Below are 14904 nucleotides of genomic sequence, written 5' to 3' on the forward strand. Positions count from 1 at the left end.
GGTGGTGTCGGCCGGGTGACCCGTTGGGCCGGATGCCGCGTCCGGATGCGGGGTGCGTCCGCCGAGCCACAGGATCCTGATCATGCGGATATCCACGGTGACCCCGTCCTCTCCTCGTCCGACGCGGCGCGGCGGTGCGCGTCACGCCATAGGCGTGGCGCTTGCCTGCGGGGTCCTGCTGGCCACCGGCACGGGGTGCGGCCACGAGGCCGGGCACAAGGCCCCCGGCGGTGCGCCGGGCGCGGTGTCCGCCTCTCCCGGCGAGGCTGTGGGCACTCGTCTTCCGGGCGTCGGCGACCGCATGTGGGAACGCGTACCCGACAGTGCCCGGCAGGCGGTGGTCGTCTACGGCGACAGCCGGAACTCGCCCGACAGTCTCGCCGTGCTCTACGAGAAGCGGGGCCCGACCTGGGAACGAACCGCGAGCTGGCCCGCGCACAACGGCAGGCTGGGCTGGACGACGGACCACCAGATGGACGACGAGCGCAGCCCCGTCGGCGTGTTCACCCTCACCGACGCGGGAGGCACGCTCAAGGACCCCGGGAGCCGGCTGGCGTACTGGCAGGACGACAACGCCTATGCGTCCATGCTGAATCCGGAGGAAGTCCACGCCCACGACTTCGACTACGTCATCGCCATCGACTACAACCGGCTCAAGGGCGCCCCGCCCTTCGACTGGAGCCGCCCCGACGGGGTGGAAAAGGGCGGCGGCATCTGGCTGCACATGGACCACGGTGACGGTACGTCGGCCTGCATCACCCTTCCGGAGGCCGGCATGAAGACCCTCCTGCGCGTCCTGGATCCCGACCGGCATCCCGTCGTGGTGATGGGAGATCGGGAGCGGCTGCGGTCCTGAGTCCCGGGGCGCCGTGTCCGGCGCCCCGCTCCGGCCGGCCGGGGGCCCGTTCACCATGACCGGGAAGGTCGTGCCCCTGCCGGGCCCGGCGCGGGAACGGGGGATGCACACGAGCACGGCAGCAGCTCGCGCCGGGCGCCCGGCATACGGAGGACATGATCACCCTGCACTCGATCGTGTGAACTCCGGCGGGTGTTGGACGAGCACGGCGGCAGAGGCCGTGTGGTTCGTGGAGCCCGGAGCCCCCGCCTCCATGCCGTGTACCGCCGGAGGCCGGAGCGCCGACGGCGCCGCCGGGGCGCGACGAAGGGGAGCGGCGCGTCCCTAGACTCCGCGCACATGTCGCTCTGGCTGCTCAACCACTTCAGCACCTTCACCCTGGCCGTGGTCACCGTCGGCGGGACCGTCGTCCTCGCGGTCGCCGGCAGCGTGCTGCTCCGCCGCAGATACCCGTCGCTGGCCAAGGGCGAGCACAACGACATGGTCGGGGTGACGCTGGGGATGTTCGGCGCGATCTACGGGATCATCCTGGCCTTCGTCATCGTCACTCTCTGGACGCAGCTGGAGAGCACGCAGACCATCGTCGCGACCGAGGCCGCCGACGTCGCGCTCGTCGCCCGCGACGCCGCTGCCTTCCCGCCCCCGGTCCGCGCCCGCCTCGACACCGCGCTCGGCGGCTATGTCCACTCGGTCGTGGAGCAGCAGTGGCCTCGGATGCGCGCGGGCCGGCCGAGCTACGAGGCCACCGCCGGCAGGCTCCAGTCCGTCTACGACGTGCTGCAGACGTACGAGCCGAAGGGCACCCGTGAAGAGGTCTTCTACGAGCAGGCCGTGGACCACGTCAACGACGCGGCCTCCCAGCGCCGGGCCCGGCTGACCATGGCCGAACAGCGCCTGCCCCCACTGCTGCAGGTCCTTGCCTTCGGCGGCGCCGTCGTCCTGATCCCGCTCACCTTCCTGTACGGCATGCGCAAGCTGCGGATCCAGATCCTCTTCGTCGCCTCCCTCGCCGCTCTCATCGGGTTCAGCCTGCTCCTGGTCCTCGTCCTGGACCGCCCCTTCGCCGGTGAACTCAGCGTGAGCCCGGCACCGTACCGGGCGGGAGCGCTCGCGCCGTTCTGGACCGAGTGAGTCCGCCGACACCGCTAGCGCGGCGACGGCCCCTGCCGACTCACTGCCGACGCGCTGTCGGCGAGCTCCCTGCGCCGCGGTCAGTGCTGCCACGCGGTGGGGCCGCCGCCCCGCCATTCCACCCAGCTCGCGCGCGCCACGTCATCCGGTTCCATGTCGTCCAGGCCGGCCCGGCCCAGGAACTCGGCGATGTCGAGCAGGCCGTACGCCATGCCCACGAACCGGTCGCCGACACGGACCCGGCGGCCGCCGTCCTCGGCAGGGGGGTACACGACGACGAGTGTCTCGGCCATGCCTTCAGAGTGAGGCGTGAGCCGGGAGTGCGCACGCGGCACGCGAGGGGCATACGCATGCGACGCAGTGTGGACGAATGGCCGTGCGCGACTGATGCACGATCCGGCCGTGCGTGACCGGTGCGCGATCCGGCCGTGCCTGACCGGTGCGCGAGAGGGATGCCGGGATGCCCGAAATGGCTGTGCGCGATGGAATCGCGCGCTCTCACGAGGCTGCAGAGCACACTGCCCACGGAGGGCCGCCGCCCCGCCGCCCCGCTCCAGGACGCTCTCCACGACCGCACGGGCTGCCGTCGGCCGCCCGTGGAGGAGGTGGATCAGACCCCGCAAGCAGGAACGGGGACCCGAGGCCGCGTCCGGCCCGTTCCGGATCCGCAGTCCGCCTTGCGCATGGACACGGTGAGCGGCGCTCCCGGGCCACCTGTTTGAGTGTCGACCGCCGTCTCACCGTGGTTTGGCCCGGCGCCGATGAAGCCTCGGTCAATCCGTCCGGCTCCGGCGCCTTCGCAGGCACGTCGACCGCCGTCGGCGGACGTCCGCGCAGGACCACGGTCGGGGCATCTCCTTGACAGCGGCACGTGCTTCGGTCCACCCTTTCACTACTTAATTAGTGAAAGGGCGTTGGCCGGGATGATCGAATATCGAATCGACCGGCGCAGCGGGGTCGCCACCTACGTGCAGATCGTCCAGCAGACCAAGCAGGCTCTGCGCCTGGGTCTGCTGGAGCCGGGTGACAAGCTGCCCGCGGCCCGGGAGGTCGTGGAGGCGACGGCGGTCAACCCGAACACGGTGCTCAAGGCCTACCGGGAGCTGGAGCGCGAGGGGCTGGTCGAGGCTCGGCGGGGGCTCGGCACGTTCGTGCGCAGGTCGCTCGGTGCCGCGCCGGGCGACTCCCCGCTGCGAGCCGAGCTCGCCGAGTGGGCGATCCGCGCTCGGGCGGCCGGCCTGGAGCGGGACGACGTGGCGGCGCTCTTCGCTCTCGTGCTGGACGAGCACTTCGAGCCCACTGGAAGGGAACAGGGATGACGAGGACTGCCATCGAGGCGGCCGGGCTGGGCAAGATGTTCCGGCGGCGCGGTGGGCGGGCGCTGCGTGACTGCACGTTCCGGCTGCCCGCCGGACGTGTCTGCGCGCTCGTGGGTCCCAACGGAGCGGGCAAGTCGACGCTGCTCGCACTGGCGGCGGGGCTGATCGCCCCCAGCGAGGGTTCGGTCACGGTGCTCGGCGAGCACCCGGCCCACGCCCGGCCGAGCGTCGGCTACGTTGCCCAGGACAAGCCGCTGTACCCGCAGCTCACCGTCGCCGAGACGCTCCGCATGGGCGCCGACCTCAATCCCGGCCACTGGGACGCGGCCACCGCGGAGCGGGTCGTGGCCGGCGGCAGCCTGGACGTCGGAGCCCGGATCCGCTCACTCTCCGGCGGTCAGCGCACCCGCGTGGCGCTCGCCCTCGCCCTGGCCAAACGGCCCGAACTGCTGTTGCTGGACGAGCCGATGGCCGACCTCGACCCGCTGGCCCGGCACGAGCTGATGGGCACCCTGATGGCCACAGCCGCCCAGTACGGCACCACGATCGTGATGTCCTCGCACGTGATCGCGGAGCTGGAGGACTCCTGCGACCACCTGCTGCTCATCGGCGACGGCCGGGTCCGCCTGGCGGGAGACATCGACGACCTGCTGGCCGCCCACACCCGCATCACCCGCCCCGCACCCGGGACCACCGACGGCGCCGTCTGCGACCTGGGACCGAGCACCGTGGTGGAATCCCGCACCACCGGACGCCAGTTCACCGCCCTCATCCGCCCCGTGGGCCCCCTGCCCGGCGACTGGCGGACCAGAGAGCCGTCCCTGGAGGAACTGGTTCTCGCCCACCTGCGCAGCCCGGCAGCGCCACCGCTGACGCTCGGCTCCCTGCCCACCCCCGCCCTGCCCCAGGAGACGACCGCATGACCGCCCTTGCCTCCACCGCCGCCGCGGCCACCCGGCGTCCTTCCGCCGCGCCCCGCCAGATCCGGTGGCTGCTGCGCCTGCACCGCCCGGCGCTCTGCGTCTGGGCAGGCCTCGTGGTCGTGCTGTCGGCCACGCTGCTGTGGCTGGGAGGCCCGCTGACCGACGCCGCCGCGGCGGCATGGCGGCAGTACGACGCCTGCGGCATGGCCGCGAAGTGCACCTACGACCAGCCCGCGATCCTGCGCTACAAGGACGTCTACCAGTACGCCACGGTCGCCGTCCTCGCCGTGCCCTTCCTCGCCGCCGCCTGGGCCGGCGCCACGCTGACCAGCAGGGAGCTGGAGACGGGCACCGCCCGACTGACCTGGACCCAGTCGGTGTCCCCGGCCCGCTGGCTGGCCGTCAGGCTCGCCGTCCCGGCCGCCCTCATCGCCGTCGGAACGGGCCTGCTGACCGCGCTGCACCACCTTGCCCAGTCCGCCGGGCGGGGCCGGATCGACACCGCCGAGGCCTGGTACGACCCCCAGGCCTTCTACGCAGGCGGCCCCACCACCGTCGCCCTGGCGCTGGCGGGCCTCGCCATCAGCGTCCTGACCGGGCTCGTATGGCGCCGCTCCCTGCCCGCCCTCTTCACCTCCGTCGTCACCACAGCGGGCCTGTTCATCGTCACCCACCTGGCACTGCCCCATCTGTGGCCCAGCGTGACCCGTGTCAGCAGCCTGAAGCTCGCCGCCCCGGCAGGCGCGGGGCTGACGGCCGACGAGGGCGTCCTCACCTCCACGGGCGCCCGGCTGCCCGACCCCTTCTGCGGCAGCATCGACTGGTCGCCGTGCCGCGCCAGATACGACAAGCTCGGCGCCGTCAGCTACTACCGCGACTACCACCCTTTCTCCCACTACTGGCCGCTCCAGCTCACCGCGAGCGCCCTCGTCCTCGCCATCGGCGCCGTGCTGGTCCTCGCCGCGTTCCTCCTGCTGAAGCGCCGTACCGGAGGAATTCCGCCCCGGGGGAAGGCCTCGACCGCGACCGGAGGGACCCCGCCACAGGAATAAGCCCACGACATGACCGCCGGCCTCCTCGTCCATCCGTAGCCGCCCCCCACACACGAACCGGCGGCCGGCGCGAGGCTCCGGCCGGCGGTGAACGACCGTCTCCCGCCCTCCACTTGGCGATCACCCACCCGCCGGGATCGTGCACCGCGACACGGTGCACATCTCGATCCCGGACAGCACGCGCGGCCTGGCGATCGATGCTGCCCGGACGACGGCTCGATCCCGACGGACACCGGCGGACACCGCGGCCACCGGCGGGCAGCGGCGGCGCAATCACCGCCGCCGACCCGCGGAACGCTGTCCACGTCGACACGCGGTCGGGTTCGACGGCGTCGAACGCGGCGGCAGGTCCACCGACTTGTGCGTCGACGACCGTGAGGTGCCACCGCAGGAGCCGTCCCCGCGGTTGGCAGCCTCCACCGCGGTGGACCGGCCCAGTCGACCGGCCCCCGTCGACCGGCCCCCGTCGACCGGCCCCCGTCGACCGGCCTCGTCGACCGGCTTCGTTGACCGGCTTCGTCGACCGGACTCGGTGGCCGGCCTCGTGGACCCGCCTCGTCGTCGCTGAACGGGCCGCCGAAGCCCGGGCTCCGGGACGTCCCCATCGTCCGGCCGCTGCCGCAAGCCCAGGGCCGTCATGCGGAACGCCTCACGGAAGCGCTCCGACGCCGGGCGGCGGACTCCTCTCTCACCGCGGTCCCTCACCGATCCTCATGTCCTCCTCAAGGGGTTGATTTCTGATGTCACGAACTGCTCGAAAACAGGAGCCGGAGGCTTGCTCCGCAGGCAGGTCCTCGCGCCGCAGGCGGCGGTGGGACCGGCCGGTACTGGTGGTGTGCGCGGTGTCGGCGCTCGTGGTGGGGCTGCTGTCTCCCCCCGACACATCGCAGAAGGTGTGGGGCCTGGTCGCCGCGGCGGGATACGCCTGCGCCGCCCTGGCCGCAGCGAAGTCGTCCAGGCCGTGGGCCCGTACCCCTGCCCTGATCGCGGTCGTCGGAGCGGCTGCCCTGCCCCTGCTGTACCTGACCGTGATCGGCAGGGCGCAGATGGAGGTCGGCGTCGTGGAACGGGCCGCCGGGCTGCTGTTCTCCTCCGGAACTCCCTACAACAGCGCGCCACATGCGGTACGGGACTTCAATCCCTACCTTCCCGGCATGGCGCTCTTCGGGATACCGCACATGGTGTTCGGCGACACCCCGTTCACCAGTGGCCGCCTGTGGTTCCTCGCCGGCTTCCTCGCAGCCGTGGCCGGTGCCGTGCGGGTTCTGACCAGGGGCCGGGACAGCGGTACCGGCCCGGACGCCACCGCGCACGGCACCGCCGGGTGGACGGGCGCCCTGTGGCTGATCGCCTGCCCCGTCGTCGCGCTGCCACTCACCATCGGTGGCGTGGACCCGCCGGTCGTCGGACTGATCTGTCTGGCCCTGGCCTTCACGCACCGGGGTCGTGCGGGATGGGCGGGCCTGGCTGTGGGAGCAGCCGCGGCCCTGAAGTGGACCGCCTGGCCTGCCATCCCGGTGATCGTCGCCGTGCTCGTGGTGTGCGGCGGACGGCGTGCCGCGTTCAGGTGCGCGGCAGCGGCCACGGGAGTGGCCGTGCTCGCCATCCTGCCCGCGGCCCTGGTGGACAGCAGTGCGTTCTACCAGAACGTCGTCCTCTATCCGCTGGGCCTCGGTCCCACGGCGTCGTCCGCGCAGAGCCCCTTGCTCGGACACCTGATCGTCCTGCTGGTCCCCGACGGCAAGGCCGTCACACTGGCGCTCATCGCGTTGAGCGCCCTGGGCGTAGGGCTGTCGCTGCTGGTCCGCCCTCCGAAGAGCGCCATCGCCGCCGCCGACCGACTGGCCCTGGGCCTGGCCCTGGCGATAGCGCTCTCCCCGGCCACCCGTATCGGCTACGCCATCTACCCCGTCGTCCTGCTCGCCTGGCCCCGGTTCGCCGCCCGCCTGTCGACGGACCACCCGGCCACGGACCGTCACACGGGCGAACCGGCACACCACCAACGGACCCTGGAGACCCGGCTGTGTCCTGCCACTGCCGCGGGCGAGCCCCGGCCACGGCACGGGACCCTGGTCGGCCGACATGCCCACCACCGCGCGTACCGGCCGGACCCACGCCACCAGGACACCCAGCCCCGGACAGTCGAAGACGGCCGGACTGCGCCCTCCGCGCAACGACAGACCACGCGCCGCCCACGCACGGGACTCTCGGGGGAATGACCGCGGGCGTCGTGGGGAATGACCGCGGGCCTCGGGGGAACGACTGCGTGCGGGCGATCGTGCGTGTTCGTCGTCCGGCGGACAGGCCGTTCCGGTCCGGGCCGCCGATCACGGGTGCGGTGCGAGGCCTTCGTCGACCGGCAGGGGTACGGGCTGGTCCGCTGTCGCCGGCCGCGCCCCGTCCGGTCTTCTCACCCCCTTCTCGCCCGCGCCCCGGGCATCCCGGTCGAGGCCGGACCCCGGACGGGAGACCGGCACCGATCCCGCCGGTCGGCCCGAACCGGCCGTGCCCGAAGGGGAAGCGGAGGCCGTGCCCGAGGGGAAAGCGGAGGCCGTGCCCGGACCGGCGCCGGGGACGGGACCGGGGCTCGCCTCGTGCGCACGCAGGTGTGCCTCACGGCGTGTGCGCGGGCCTGCCGGACCCAGCCGGTGCAGTGCGAGATGCAGGACCGGAATCAGCACGCAGGTCACCGCGGCGCTCTGCCACAGCAGGGCATCGAGGCGGCCGGCCTCCAGGTACGCTCCGGCGGCGACCGCGGCCAGCGCGCACACGCCACGGTCGACGATGCTCTCCACCGACAGCAGCGTGGCGCGCGGCGTGTTCACGGGGATGGCGTCGTTGACGAGCTTGCGCTGCACGGGATAGACGAACCCGGTGATGGCGGCGAACACGCACAGCAGCGCAACCACGAGCAAGGGCCCGCCGAGCACGGTGCCCGCGAGTGCCAGGGCGAGCGCCACGCTCAGCACGGACACCCACATCGCCGGCGACACCCGCCGGCTCAGCCACTGCGGACGGGCCGAGGTCACCGCTTCGGCCACCGTCATGGCCGCGAGCACCGTGCCGTGCGTGCTCTCCCCGATCCCGTGCTCCAGGAGGACCGGCTGGAAGAGGTTGACCTGGCAGATGCGCGACAGCGTGAACACCGCCACGCCCTGCAGCATGAGCAGCGGCAGCCACGGCGACGTGCCGAGGGCACGGAGCGCGGCACCGGTGTCGCGCAGGAGACTTCCGTGGCGCCGCCCGGCAGCCCCCTGCCCGGTGCCGGTGCCGGTGCCGGTGCCGCGCGGCGCGAGGCGCGGCAGCGCGAGCGCGCAGCCCAGGGATCCGGCCGCGCTTGCCGCGCTCAGCACGTACGGGGTCTGCGGGGCCAGCGCCATCAGCGGGCCGACGAGCGGCCAGCAGACCACCTTGGCGGCCAGCCCGAGGGACCGTGCGGTGCCCTCGGCCTTCAGGTAGTGGGCATCAGCCCCCTCGGCGCGCAGACCGTCGTAGAGGTAGGCGCTCGCCGCGCCCGATGTGAGGGAGCGTCCGGCCGCGATGGCGAGGAAGTGCACGAGGAAACCGGTGTACGACGGGGCCAGCACCGGCGCCATGTTCGCCGCCGTCATGACGACCGCGCCCGCGCGCAGACAGTTGAGGGCGCCGATGCGGTCGGCGACGACACCCGTCGGTATCTCGAACAGACAGAACGCAATGTAGTAGATGCTCTGGATGCCGAAGATCTGGCTGTCGGACAGACCGGCGTCGCGCTGGTAGGCGTAGAAGACGGGCATCCACCACAGCAGGTTGAACAGCAACTGGAAGCCGTTGTTGAGGCGGATGATGCGGCGGGCGACCGGGGAGGAGACCGGCCGCCCACCCCGGCGCCACAGGGCGGGCATACTGCGGCTCACCGGGCGTAGGGGCGGATCTGGACCAGGTGGAACGCCCCTCGGTCCGACATCAGCCACTCGATGTCCAGTGCGTCGTCGGCGTCGTCCTCGCTGAAATGGGACTGCAACAGGCGTCCGGCGAGGGAGAGCCGGGCGAGCGCCGAGCGGGTCTGGGCCGGCAGGTCCGTGCCCGCGGAGCCGATGTCCACCGTACGTCCGCCGCCCTCGACGGTGTTGTACAGGTACTGCTGTGGCAGGACGGTACCGTCCACCACCCGCTCCGGGGAACCGGGGGTGCAGTTGAGGTACACGTTGCGGAAGTCCTCCCGGCGGGCCGGGTTGCAGGTCACCAGCACACCGCCGAGGCGAGCGGGCACGTACTCCTGGACGATCACTCCCATGTAGGTGTCGTCCAGGGAGATGCCCGCCTGGTGCCGCAGGCGCACGCTGCGCGGCGACAGCAGGGACGCCCACACCTGCCGCACGGCGTCCATGAGCTGTCCGGTCCCTCGCACGGTGGTCACCGAGTCGTAGATCCCGGCCGCGGAGAAGCCGGGGAGGTCCTCGGCGTTGGAGGAGGAGCGCACCACCATGCGGCGGCCGTCGGACAGCAGGTCCGGCACCGCTGCCGTGATCGCCCGGGCCACCTCGTCCGGCATCGGCGTGCCGCGCACGAGGTGCTGGAGGGTCAGGCACAGCGGGTCCACGATGTCGAACGCCTCGAGCTCCAGGGCCATCTTCAGCTTGCCGATGCCCTGTTGGAGCGCGGGGGAGGAGGTCAGGAACAGATGGTGGAGGTGAAACGGCAGGGCCATGCCCTCGGGGGCGCGGACGGTCCGGGCCACGTATGCGGCCGCGGCGGCGCGCAGTCGCTCGGGCGAGGCTTCTTCTTCGCCGAGGCGGGCGCCGAGGTGGCCGAGGAGGTGGCGGCGCGGCGGGCGCGGGCGCGCGTGGAAGACCGTCAGGTCGGCGGTGCGGCTGTCCAGGACGTGGTGCAGTTCTCCGAGGTTGGCCGCCTTCGTGCCGTAACTGTCGCGGTCGGTGCGCCGCAGCCGGTCGAGGGGCAGGACCGGGGCCTGTTGCAGCAGTGGTGTCCCGATGCGGATGCGCTGCTGGTGCCAGGCGGGCTTCTCCAGGGCGGGCGGGCCGGGCAGCGGCTCCAGAGTGACGGAGTCCTCCCGGACCCGGTAGCGCACCCAGGCGCCGTCCAGGCCGTCGCGCCGCACCAGTGCGTCGAGGTCGCGGACGATCGCGTTCGGGATGCCCCAGCCCGAGGCCAGCACGTTGGTGTGGGAAAGCGGAGTGGTGGGCGCGGTGTTGACGAAGCCGGCGACCCTCGGCACATCGTCGGGGAGGCGGGGCATCGCGACGATGTCCGACCAGCCGAGATCCGCGGCGGCTGCCTCGTACTCGGCCAGGGTGGAGAAGTGGCGCAGTCGGCCCTCGGCCTCTCCGGGGTTGAGGCAGGTGCGGGTCCGGTCGCCGAACAACTCGTGGCTGAGGACGCGCGGTACGGCCGCCTCGCCGACCGAGGCCAGTTCCTGCTCCTGGCCGTGGTTGGCGGGCTTGAGCAGCAGCGGCAGGCGTCCGTCCACCCGTTCGCGCACATAGAGGTAGAACTCCTCCAGCAGGGAGCCCTGCATGGTGTCCGCCTCGGTGGTCTCCAGCACCAGGAAGGGACGCTCGGTGCCGTCCGCTTCCTCCTCGGCGTGCAGGGACAGCACCCCGAGGAGGAAGCGGCGCTCGGGGTCCATGTACACGGATGCGTTGAAGGCGTCCAGGGCCTGGTCGAGGTCGTCCAGGGACATGCCGAGGACGCGGGTGGCGATGTAGTCGACGTGGAAGGGGTGCACCCGCGTGTCGAGCAGGTGCCAGGTGCTGTCGGCGCGGTCCACCACGATCTTCAGGTACGGGTGTCCGGCAAGCACTCCGGACAGCGTCCGGAACAGGGGCAGCGACAGGTTGGCGCCGACGACGGTGCGGTCGCCCGCGGACCCCGGTGCTCCGGCCTCGTCCAGGGCGAGGGTCATGCCCGCACCCCCTCGGCGACGGCCGTGGGCAGGATGCGCGGCAGCGCGTCCACCAGGGCGGTGAGGTCGCGGACGACGGTCTGCGGCCGGTCGGCGGACAGCAGGCACAGTCCCGCCATCGTGTTGGCGCCGGCGGCCGGATCGTAGACCGGCACGGGTGTGCCGTCCGGCAGGGAACTCTCGTGGACGACGGACAGGGTGCTGCCCGCGCGGACAGGCGCGGAGCGGATCACCGACGCGGAGTCCCACAGATGCCGGCGCGGCCACGGGGCGCCCTCGCCGTTCACGGCGAGGACGACGAGGGACCCGGCGGCACCCTCGGCGTCCGCGGGGGTGAGCGCCCGTGACGGCCAGTCGGCCGGCCGGCCGAGCAACTGGTCGGTGAACATGCCCACCAGGTCGAGCCCGAAGACCTCCTCGATCTGGGGCACCGTCATCGCGCCGCCGAACCGCGCCGCCGTCTCGATCACCCACATGCGGCCGTCCGCGCCCAGCTTGATCTCCGTGTGGGTGCCGCAGTTCTCCAGCCCGAGCGCCTCCACGGCGCGCCGCGCCAGGTCGACGATCCTGGCCTGGGCCCCCGCAGCGACCGCGGCCGGGGTGATGCCGGCCCGTTCGGTGAACGGCGCCACCGTCGGCATCCGGCCGCTGAGACAGACCGGCCGGAAGACACCGTCCACGACCACGCCCTCGACACTGACGTAGTCACCCCAGCCCGGTCCGTCGAACCACTCCCCGGCACAGCCGGTGACGATCTCCTCGACGATGAAGTCCTCACCGGCGCCGCCGACATGGAGTTCCGCGTAGCCGAGCCGGGCCGACTCGGTCATCACCGCACGTGACCGTTCCCACGCGCCCGCCACGTCCGCGGGCCCCTCGATGATCTGGTGCGCGGTCGAGCCGGCGCTCCAGGCCGCCTTCAGCAGCAGCGGGCCGGACAACTCCGCCGTCGCGACGTGCAGTTGCCGGTCCGTCGCCACGGCACGGAAACGGGGCTGGGGAATGCTGTGGCGTTCCCAGGCCGCGCGCATCAGGCGCTTGTCGCGGGCGAGGGCCGCGGCCGGCCCGGCGCCCCGCAGCCCGAGCAGTCGGCAGGCCTCGGCGACCGCGACCACCGCGTACTCGGAGAAGGTGACGACGGCGTCGGCGCCGACCTCGCGGGCACGGGAGGCGATGAGTTCCACCAGGTCGTGGTCGTCCGCGTCCCCGCGTGCGACGACCGAGGCGCACAGCCCCGCCGGGTCCGCCGTCCTGCCGACGGGCAGGTCGCTGAGTGCCAGCAGGTGCACGGCTGACCTCGCGGCCACCCGGGGCAGGGCGTACCCCACCGGGGGACCACCCTTGGCATGCACGTACAGCACCTTCGTCACGAAATCCCATCTCCTTCGTCCCTGGGGCGAGTTCTTCCCGGTGCGCGCGGCGGTTCGCGCCACGCGCGCAGCGGTGGCGCCGGGTGGGGCGGCCGGTCGTCCGCCGCCGTGCGGTCTCGTCATCAAGCGAAGCAGCCCGGTTGCCCGTTTCCGGGAGTGCGAAGCGTCGACGTCTCAGGCAAATGCCTGACTGGTGAAGGCGGGTGACGTCACGTGAAGGTCTGGTGATGGGTTAGTGCCCGTCCCGGGTGCACGCGTGGGGCGCCCGGGCGGGTACCGGACCCTCCGGCATGCCGAAGGCCCCTACGGGACACGCATGATGTGTTACGCAAAGTGATGTCGTGGAACGTTGAAGGAGTCGAGTCGTGGACGAGGCCGATTTCAAGACGCTGCTCGCGCCCCTCCCGGTGTCCTGGTGGGAAGCCGAAAGCGGCTCGGAACTGGTCGAGAGCGGGGGCGGCGCCTTCGCCGACGAGCGCACCGCCCGGCGCTTCCTGCAGGCCCTGTGCGCCGATCACGGTGGTCCGTCACGGTTACCCGGCGAGGGCCCCTACCAGGCGTGGTTCGAGGGCCGCACGTTCGACGTCAACTGGCCGGCCCGCGGCGACGGCGCGCCCGCAGGGCGCAGCAGGGGACTCGCGGTCGAGGTGGGCGGCCCGGTGGCCGGGGCGGGGCCGTACGCGTCCTTCGCCGACCTGAGCCCGGCCGCGGTGTTCGTCCGCGACGCCGACGGCCGTCACGTCTGGGCGAACCACGCCTATGCCCACCTGTACGGAACCACGCGCGACACCCTGATCGGCCGGCACCTCGCGGAGATCGACAGGCCCGATGACGCGGCGCGGTTCCTGGCCCTCGACGAGGAGGTCCTGACCGGCGGGCACTCCGTACGGCACACGCTCGTCTACCGGCGTTCGGACGGTTCGTGCGGGCACGCGGCCGGATACCGCTTCCCCGTCCGCTGGGGCGCGCGGCGCTGCGTGGCCGGCATCTACGTCGACATCACCGACTACACCCGCGCGCTGGACCAGCGGCGCCAGGCCGAAGCGGACCTGCGCGCGCTGCGGGACCACAGCGGCCTGGCCTGCCTGCGCCTGTCCGCGGACGGAGTGGTCAGGGACGCGGGCACCGCCGCCGCCGAGCTGCTGCACGTCCGCCTGGGCGACCTGGTCGGATCGCCCGCCGACACCCTGCTGGCCCGCACACCCGAACGGACGGCGCTGCACCGGATCTGGGACGACCTCATCGCCGGCCGACGCAGAAGCGCACGCACCAGCGCGGTGCTCGTCGACGGCGACCGCCGGCGCCGGGCCTGGATCCATCTGAGTGCCGTGCGCCATGCCGCGGACCGGCTGCCCGGTGTCTGGGCGGTCATCACCCGGCTCGGCCTCAGCTACGAGGCGCAGCCACCGCTGACCGCCGCCCAGGTGCGCATACTCGCCCTGCTGGCCGCCGGGCACAGCAACGCGGACATCGCCCACACCCTGCACCTGTCGCGGCAGACCGTCGACTACCACCTGAGCCGCCTGCGACACCTCCTGGGAGTCGCGACCCGCCCGGCACTGGTCGCCCGTGCCTACGTGCTCGGCATCCTCTCCCCGCACTCCTGGCCGCCGCGCTCCACCACGGCGGCACATCCGCTCAGCCCCGCCTGACTGCGCTCGGCCCCGCCCGTCCGGGCCGCAGACCCGCCCGTTCGAGCGCGACCCTGGAGAGGTCGGCGATGACCTGCTGGTCCCCGCGGCGCCAGGCGTCGGCGAGGCCACCCGCCGGGACGGCGACCGCGGCCAGATCGCGCTGCGGTCCGGTGAGGGCACGCAGGGCCAGCAGGTCGGCGCCTCCGGGGCCGTCGACGAGGCGCCGGGTGGCGGCGCTGCGCCGGATCCAGCGCAGGCGCGCGGGGAGCCACAGCACCAGTACGAAGGCCACGGGCAGGACGATCAGCGCGAGTGCGGTGAGATCGGCGACCTGGCCCACGATGTGCTGCACCGACTGTCCGGCGTCGGACAGACCGTTGCCGGCGCCGGCGGCGAACTGGAGCGGTTTCTTCAGGGAGCCTCCGATGAGCGGCACCTTCGAAGCCGCGTCGGCGGCGCCGTCGAGGCCGGTCGCGAGGTCGTCACCCGCGCCCTGTGCCTTACGCCCCGGCTCGGCCAGCAACAGGAGCGCGTCGTGGACGGTCAGGGCGAACTTCACCGCGACCGCGATCAGGGCCAGGGCGATCAGGTCCGCGAGCACCTGACGGATCAGACGAGGCGGGGTCTGGGCGTAGAGGCGCATGGGTGTGCTCCCGCTCCGGTGACGGCATCGGAGACGGCCGGCTCCCGCCGGGTGAGGCGTGGCTGTCGTGG

The 14904-nt window shown here is 72.8% G+C and carries 12 protein-coding genes; 7 read left to right on the forward strand and 5 right to left on the reverse strand.

The window, feature by feature from the left end; all coding sequences use genetic code 11:
• The first annotated feature begins 82 nt into the window (after window positions 1-82).
• Entirely contained in the window at window positions 83-856 is a 774-nt protein-coding gene (locus ACFZCP_RS42700; protein WP_391442165.1) for a hypothetical protein, read from the forward strand.
• 339 nt (window positions 857-1195) lie between these two features.
• Window positions 1196-1987 (forward strand): DUF4239 domain-containing protein, encoded by a 792-nt coding sequence (locus tag ACFZCP_RS42705; protein ID WP_391442166.1) that lies wholly within the window; start codon window positions 1196-1198, stop codon window positions 1985-1987.
• A gap of 80 nt (window positions 1988-2067) precedes the next feature.
• Here ACFZCP_RS42705 and ACFZCP_RS42710 read toward each other — a convergent pair whose 3' ends face one another.
• On the reverse strand, window positions 2068-2280 hold the full coding sequence (locus ACFZCP_RS42710; protein WP_391442167.1) for a hypothetical protein: 213 nt from the start codon (window positions 2278-2280) through the stop codon (window positions 2068-2070).
• Window positions 2281-2910: 630 nt separating this feature from the next.
• On the opposite strand from ACFZCP_RS42710, the gene ACFZCP_RS42715 reads away from it, so the two are divergent.
• The 4 genes from ACFZCP_RS42715 to ACFZCP_RS42730 all read left to right on the forward strand — a co-directional run bounded on the left by ACFZCP_RS42715 (window position 2911) and on the right by ACFZCP_RS42730 (window position 7500).
• On the forward strand, window positions 2911-3306 hold the full coding sequence (locus ACFZCP_RS42715) for a GntR family transcriptional regulator (RefSeq protein ID WP_362699089.1): 396 nt from the start codon (window positions 2911-2913) through the stop codon (window positions 3304-3306).
• The gene (locus ACFZCP_RS42720; RefSeq protein WP_391442169.1) at window positions 3303-4229 is read left to right on the forward strand and encodes an ATP-binding cassette domain-containing protein; all 927 of its coding nucleotides are present in this window, start codon (window positions 3303-3305) and stop codon (window positions 4227-4229) included. The genes ACFZCP_RS42715 and ACFZCP_RS42720 overlap by 4 nt, the downstream gene beginning before the upstream one ends.
• Window positions 4226-5281 carry an ABC transporter permease gene (locus ACFZCP_RS42725; RefSeq protein WP_391442170.1) on the forward strand — a complete coding sequence of 352 codons (1056 nt, stop codon included), beginning with the start codon at window positions 4226-4228 and terminating at the stop codon, window positions 5279-5281. Before ACFZCP_RS42720 ends, ACFZCP_RS42725 begins: the two co-directional genes overlap by 4 nt.
• Before the next feature lie 842 nt (window positions 5282-6123).
• Window positions 6124-7500, forward strand: a complete 1377-nt coding sequence (locus ACFZCP_RS42730) for a glycosyltransferase 87 family protein (protein WP_391442171.1) — start codon at window positions 6124-6126, stop codon at window positions 7498-7500.
• Between the two features lie 108 nt (window positions 7501-7608).
• Here the strand turns inward: ACFZCP_RS42730 and ACFZCP_RS42735 are convergent, their stop codons facing one another.
• From ACFZCP_RS42735 to ACFZCP_RS42745, 3 genes are read right to left on the reverse strand one after another with little or no spacing between them, the layout of a single operon-like run.
• Window positions 7609-9177: an MFS transporter gene (locus ACFZCP_RS42735; RefSeq protein ID WP_391442173.1), complete on the reverse strand. Its 1569-nt coding sequence runs from the start codon at window positions 9175-9177 to the stop codon at window positions 7609-7611.
• Window positions 9174-11186 carry a PEP/pyruvate-binding domain-containing protein gene (locus tag ACFZCP_RS42740; RefSeq protein WP_391442175.1) on the reverse strand — a complete coding sequence of 671 codons (2013 nt, stop codon included), beginning with the start codon at window positions 11184-11186 and terminating at the stop codon, window positions 9174-9176. The genes ACFZCP_RS42735 and ACFZCP_RS42740 overlap by 4 nt, the downstream gene beginning before the upstream one ends.
• Complete coding sequence (locus ACFZCP_RS42745; RefSeq protein ID WP_391442176.1) at window positions 11183-12556, reverse strand: ATP-grasp domain-containing protein; 1374 nt, start codon at window positions 12554-12556, stop codon at window positions 11183-11185. Before ACFZCP_RS42745 ends, ACFZCP_RS42740 begins: the two co-directional genes overlap by 4 nt.
• Window positions 12557-12921: 365 nt before the next feature.
• Here ACFZCP_RS42745 and ACFZCP_RS42750 point away from each other — a divergent pair, with 365 nt between their 5' ends.
• Window positions 12922-14208, forward strand: a complete 1287-nt coding sequence (locus ACFZCP_RS42750) for a PAS domain-containing protein (protein ID WP_391442177.1) — start codon at window positions 12922-12924, stop codon at window positions 14206-14208.
• On the opposite strand, the gene ACFZCP_RS42755 is transcribed toward ACFZCP_RS42750, so the two are convergent.
• Window positions 14195-14833 (reverse strand): hypothetical protein, encoded by a 639-nt coding sequence (locus ACFZCP_RS42755; RefSeq protein WP_391442178.1) that lies wholly within the window; start codon window positions 14831-14833, stop codon window positions 14195-14197. The genes ACFZCP_RS42750 and ACFZCP_RS42755 overlap by 14 nt on opposite strands.
• Between the last annotated feature and the right edge of the window lie 71 nt (window positions 14834-14904).

The sequence above is a fragment of the Streptomyces sp. NPDC007971 genome, from assembly GCF_042958635.1.
Classification (GTDB): domain Bacteria; phylum Actinomycetota; class Actinomycetes; order Streptomycetales; family Streptomycetaceae; genus Streptomyces.

Bases quoted from the DNA above. Each gene is read 5' to 3' on its own strand.
- ACFZCP_RS42700 (WP_391442165.1), top strand. From the start codon at position 83: ATGCGGATATCCACGGTGACCCCGTCCTCTCCTCGTCCGACGCGGCGC.
- ACFZCP_RS42705 (WP_391442166.1), top strand. From the start codon at position 1,196: ATGTCGCTCTGGCTGCTCAACCACTTCAGCACCTTCACCCTGGCCGTG.
- ACFZCP_RS42710 (WP_391442167.1), bottom strand. From the start codon at position 2,280: ATGGCCGAGACACTCGTCGTCGTGTACCCCCCTGCCGAGGACGGCGGC.
- ACFZCP_RS42715 (WP_362699089.1), top strand. From the start codon at position 2,911: ATGATCGAATATCGAATCGACCGGCGCAGCGGGGTCGCCACCTACGTG.
- ACFZCP_RS42720 (WP_391442169.1), top strand. From the start codon at position 3,303: ATGACGAGGACTGCCATCGAGGCGGCCGGGCTGGGCAAGATGTTCCGG.
- ACFZCP_RS42725 (WP_391442170.1), top strand. From the start codon at position 4,226: ATGACCGCCCTTGCCTCCACCGCCGCCGCGGCCACCCGGCGTCCTTCC.
- ACFZCP_RS42740 (WP_391442175.1), bottom strand. From the start codon at position 11,186: ATGACCCTCGCCCTGGACGAGGCCGGAGCACCGGGGTCCGCGGGCGAC.
- ACFZCP_RS42755 (WP_391442178.1), bottom strand. From the start codon at position 14,833: ATGCGCCTCTACGCCCAGACCCCGCCTCGTCTGATCCGTCAGGTGCTC.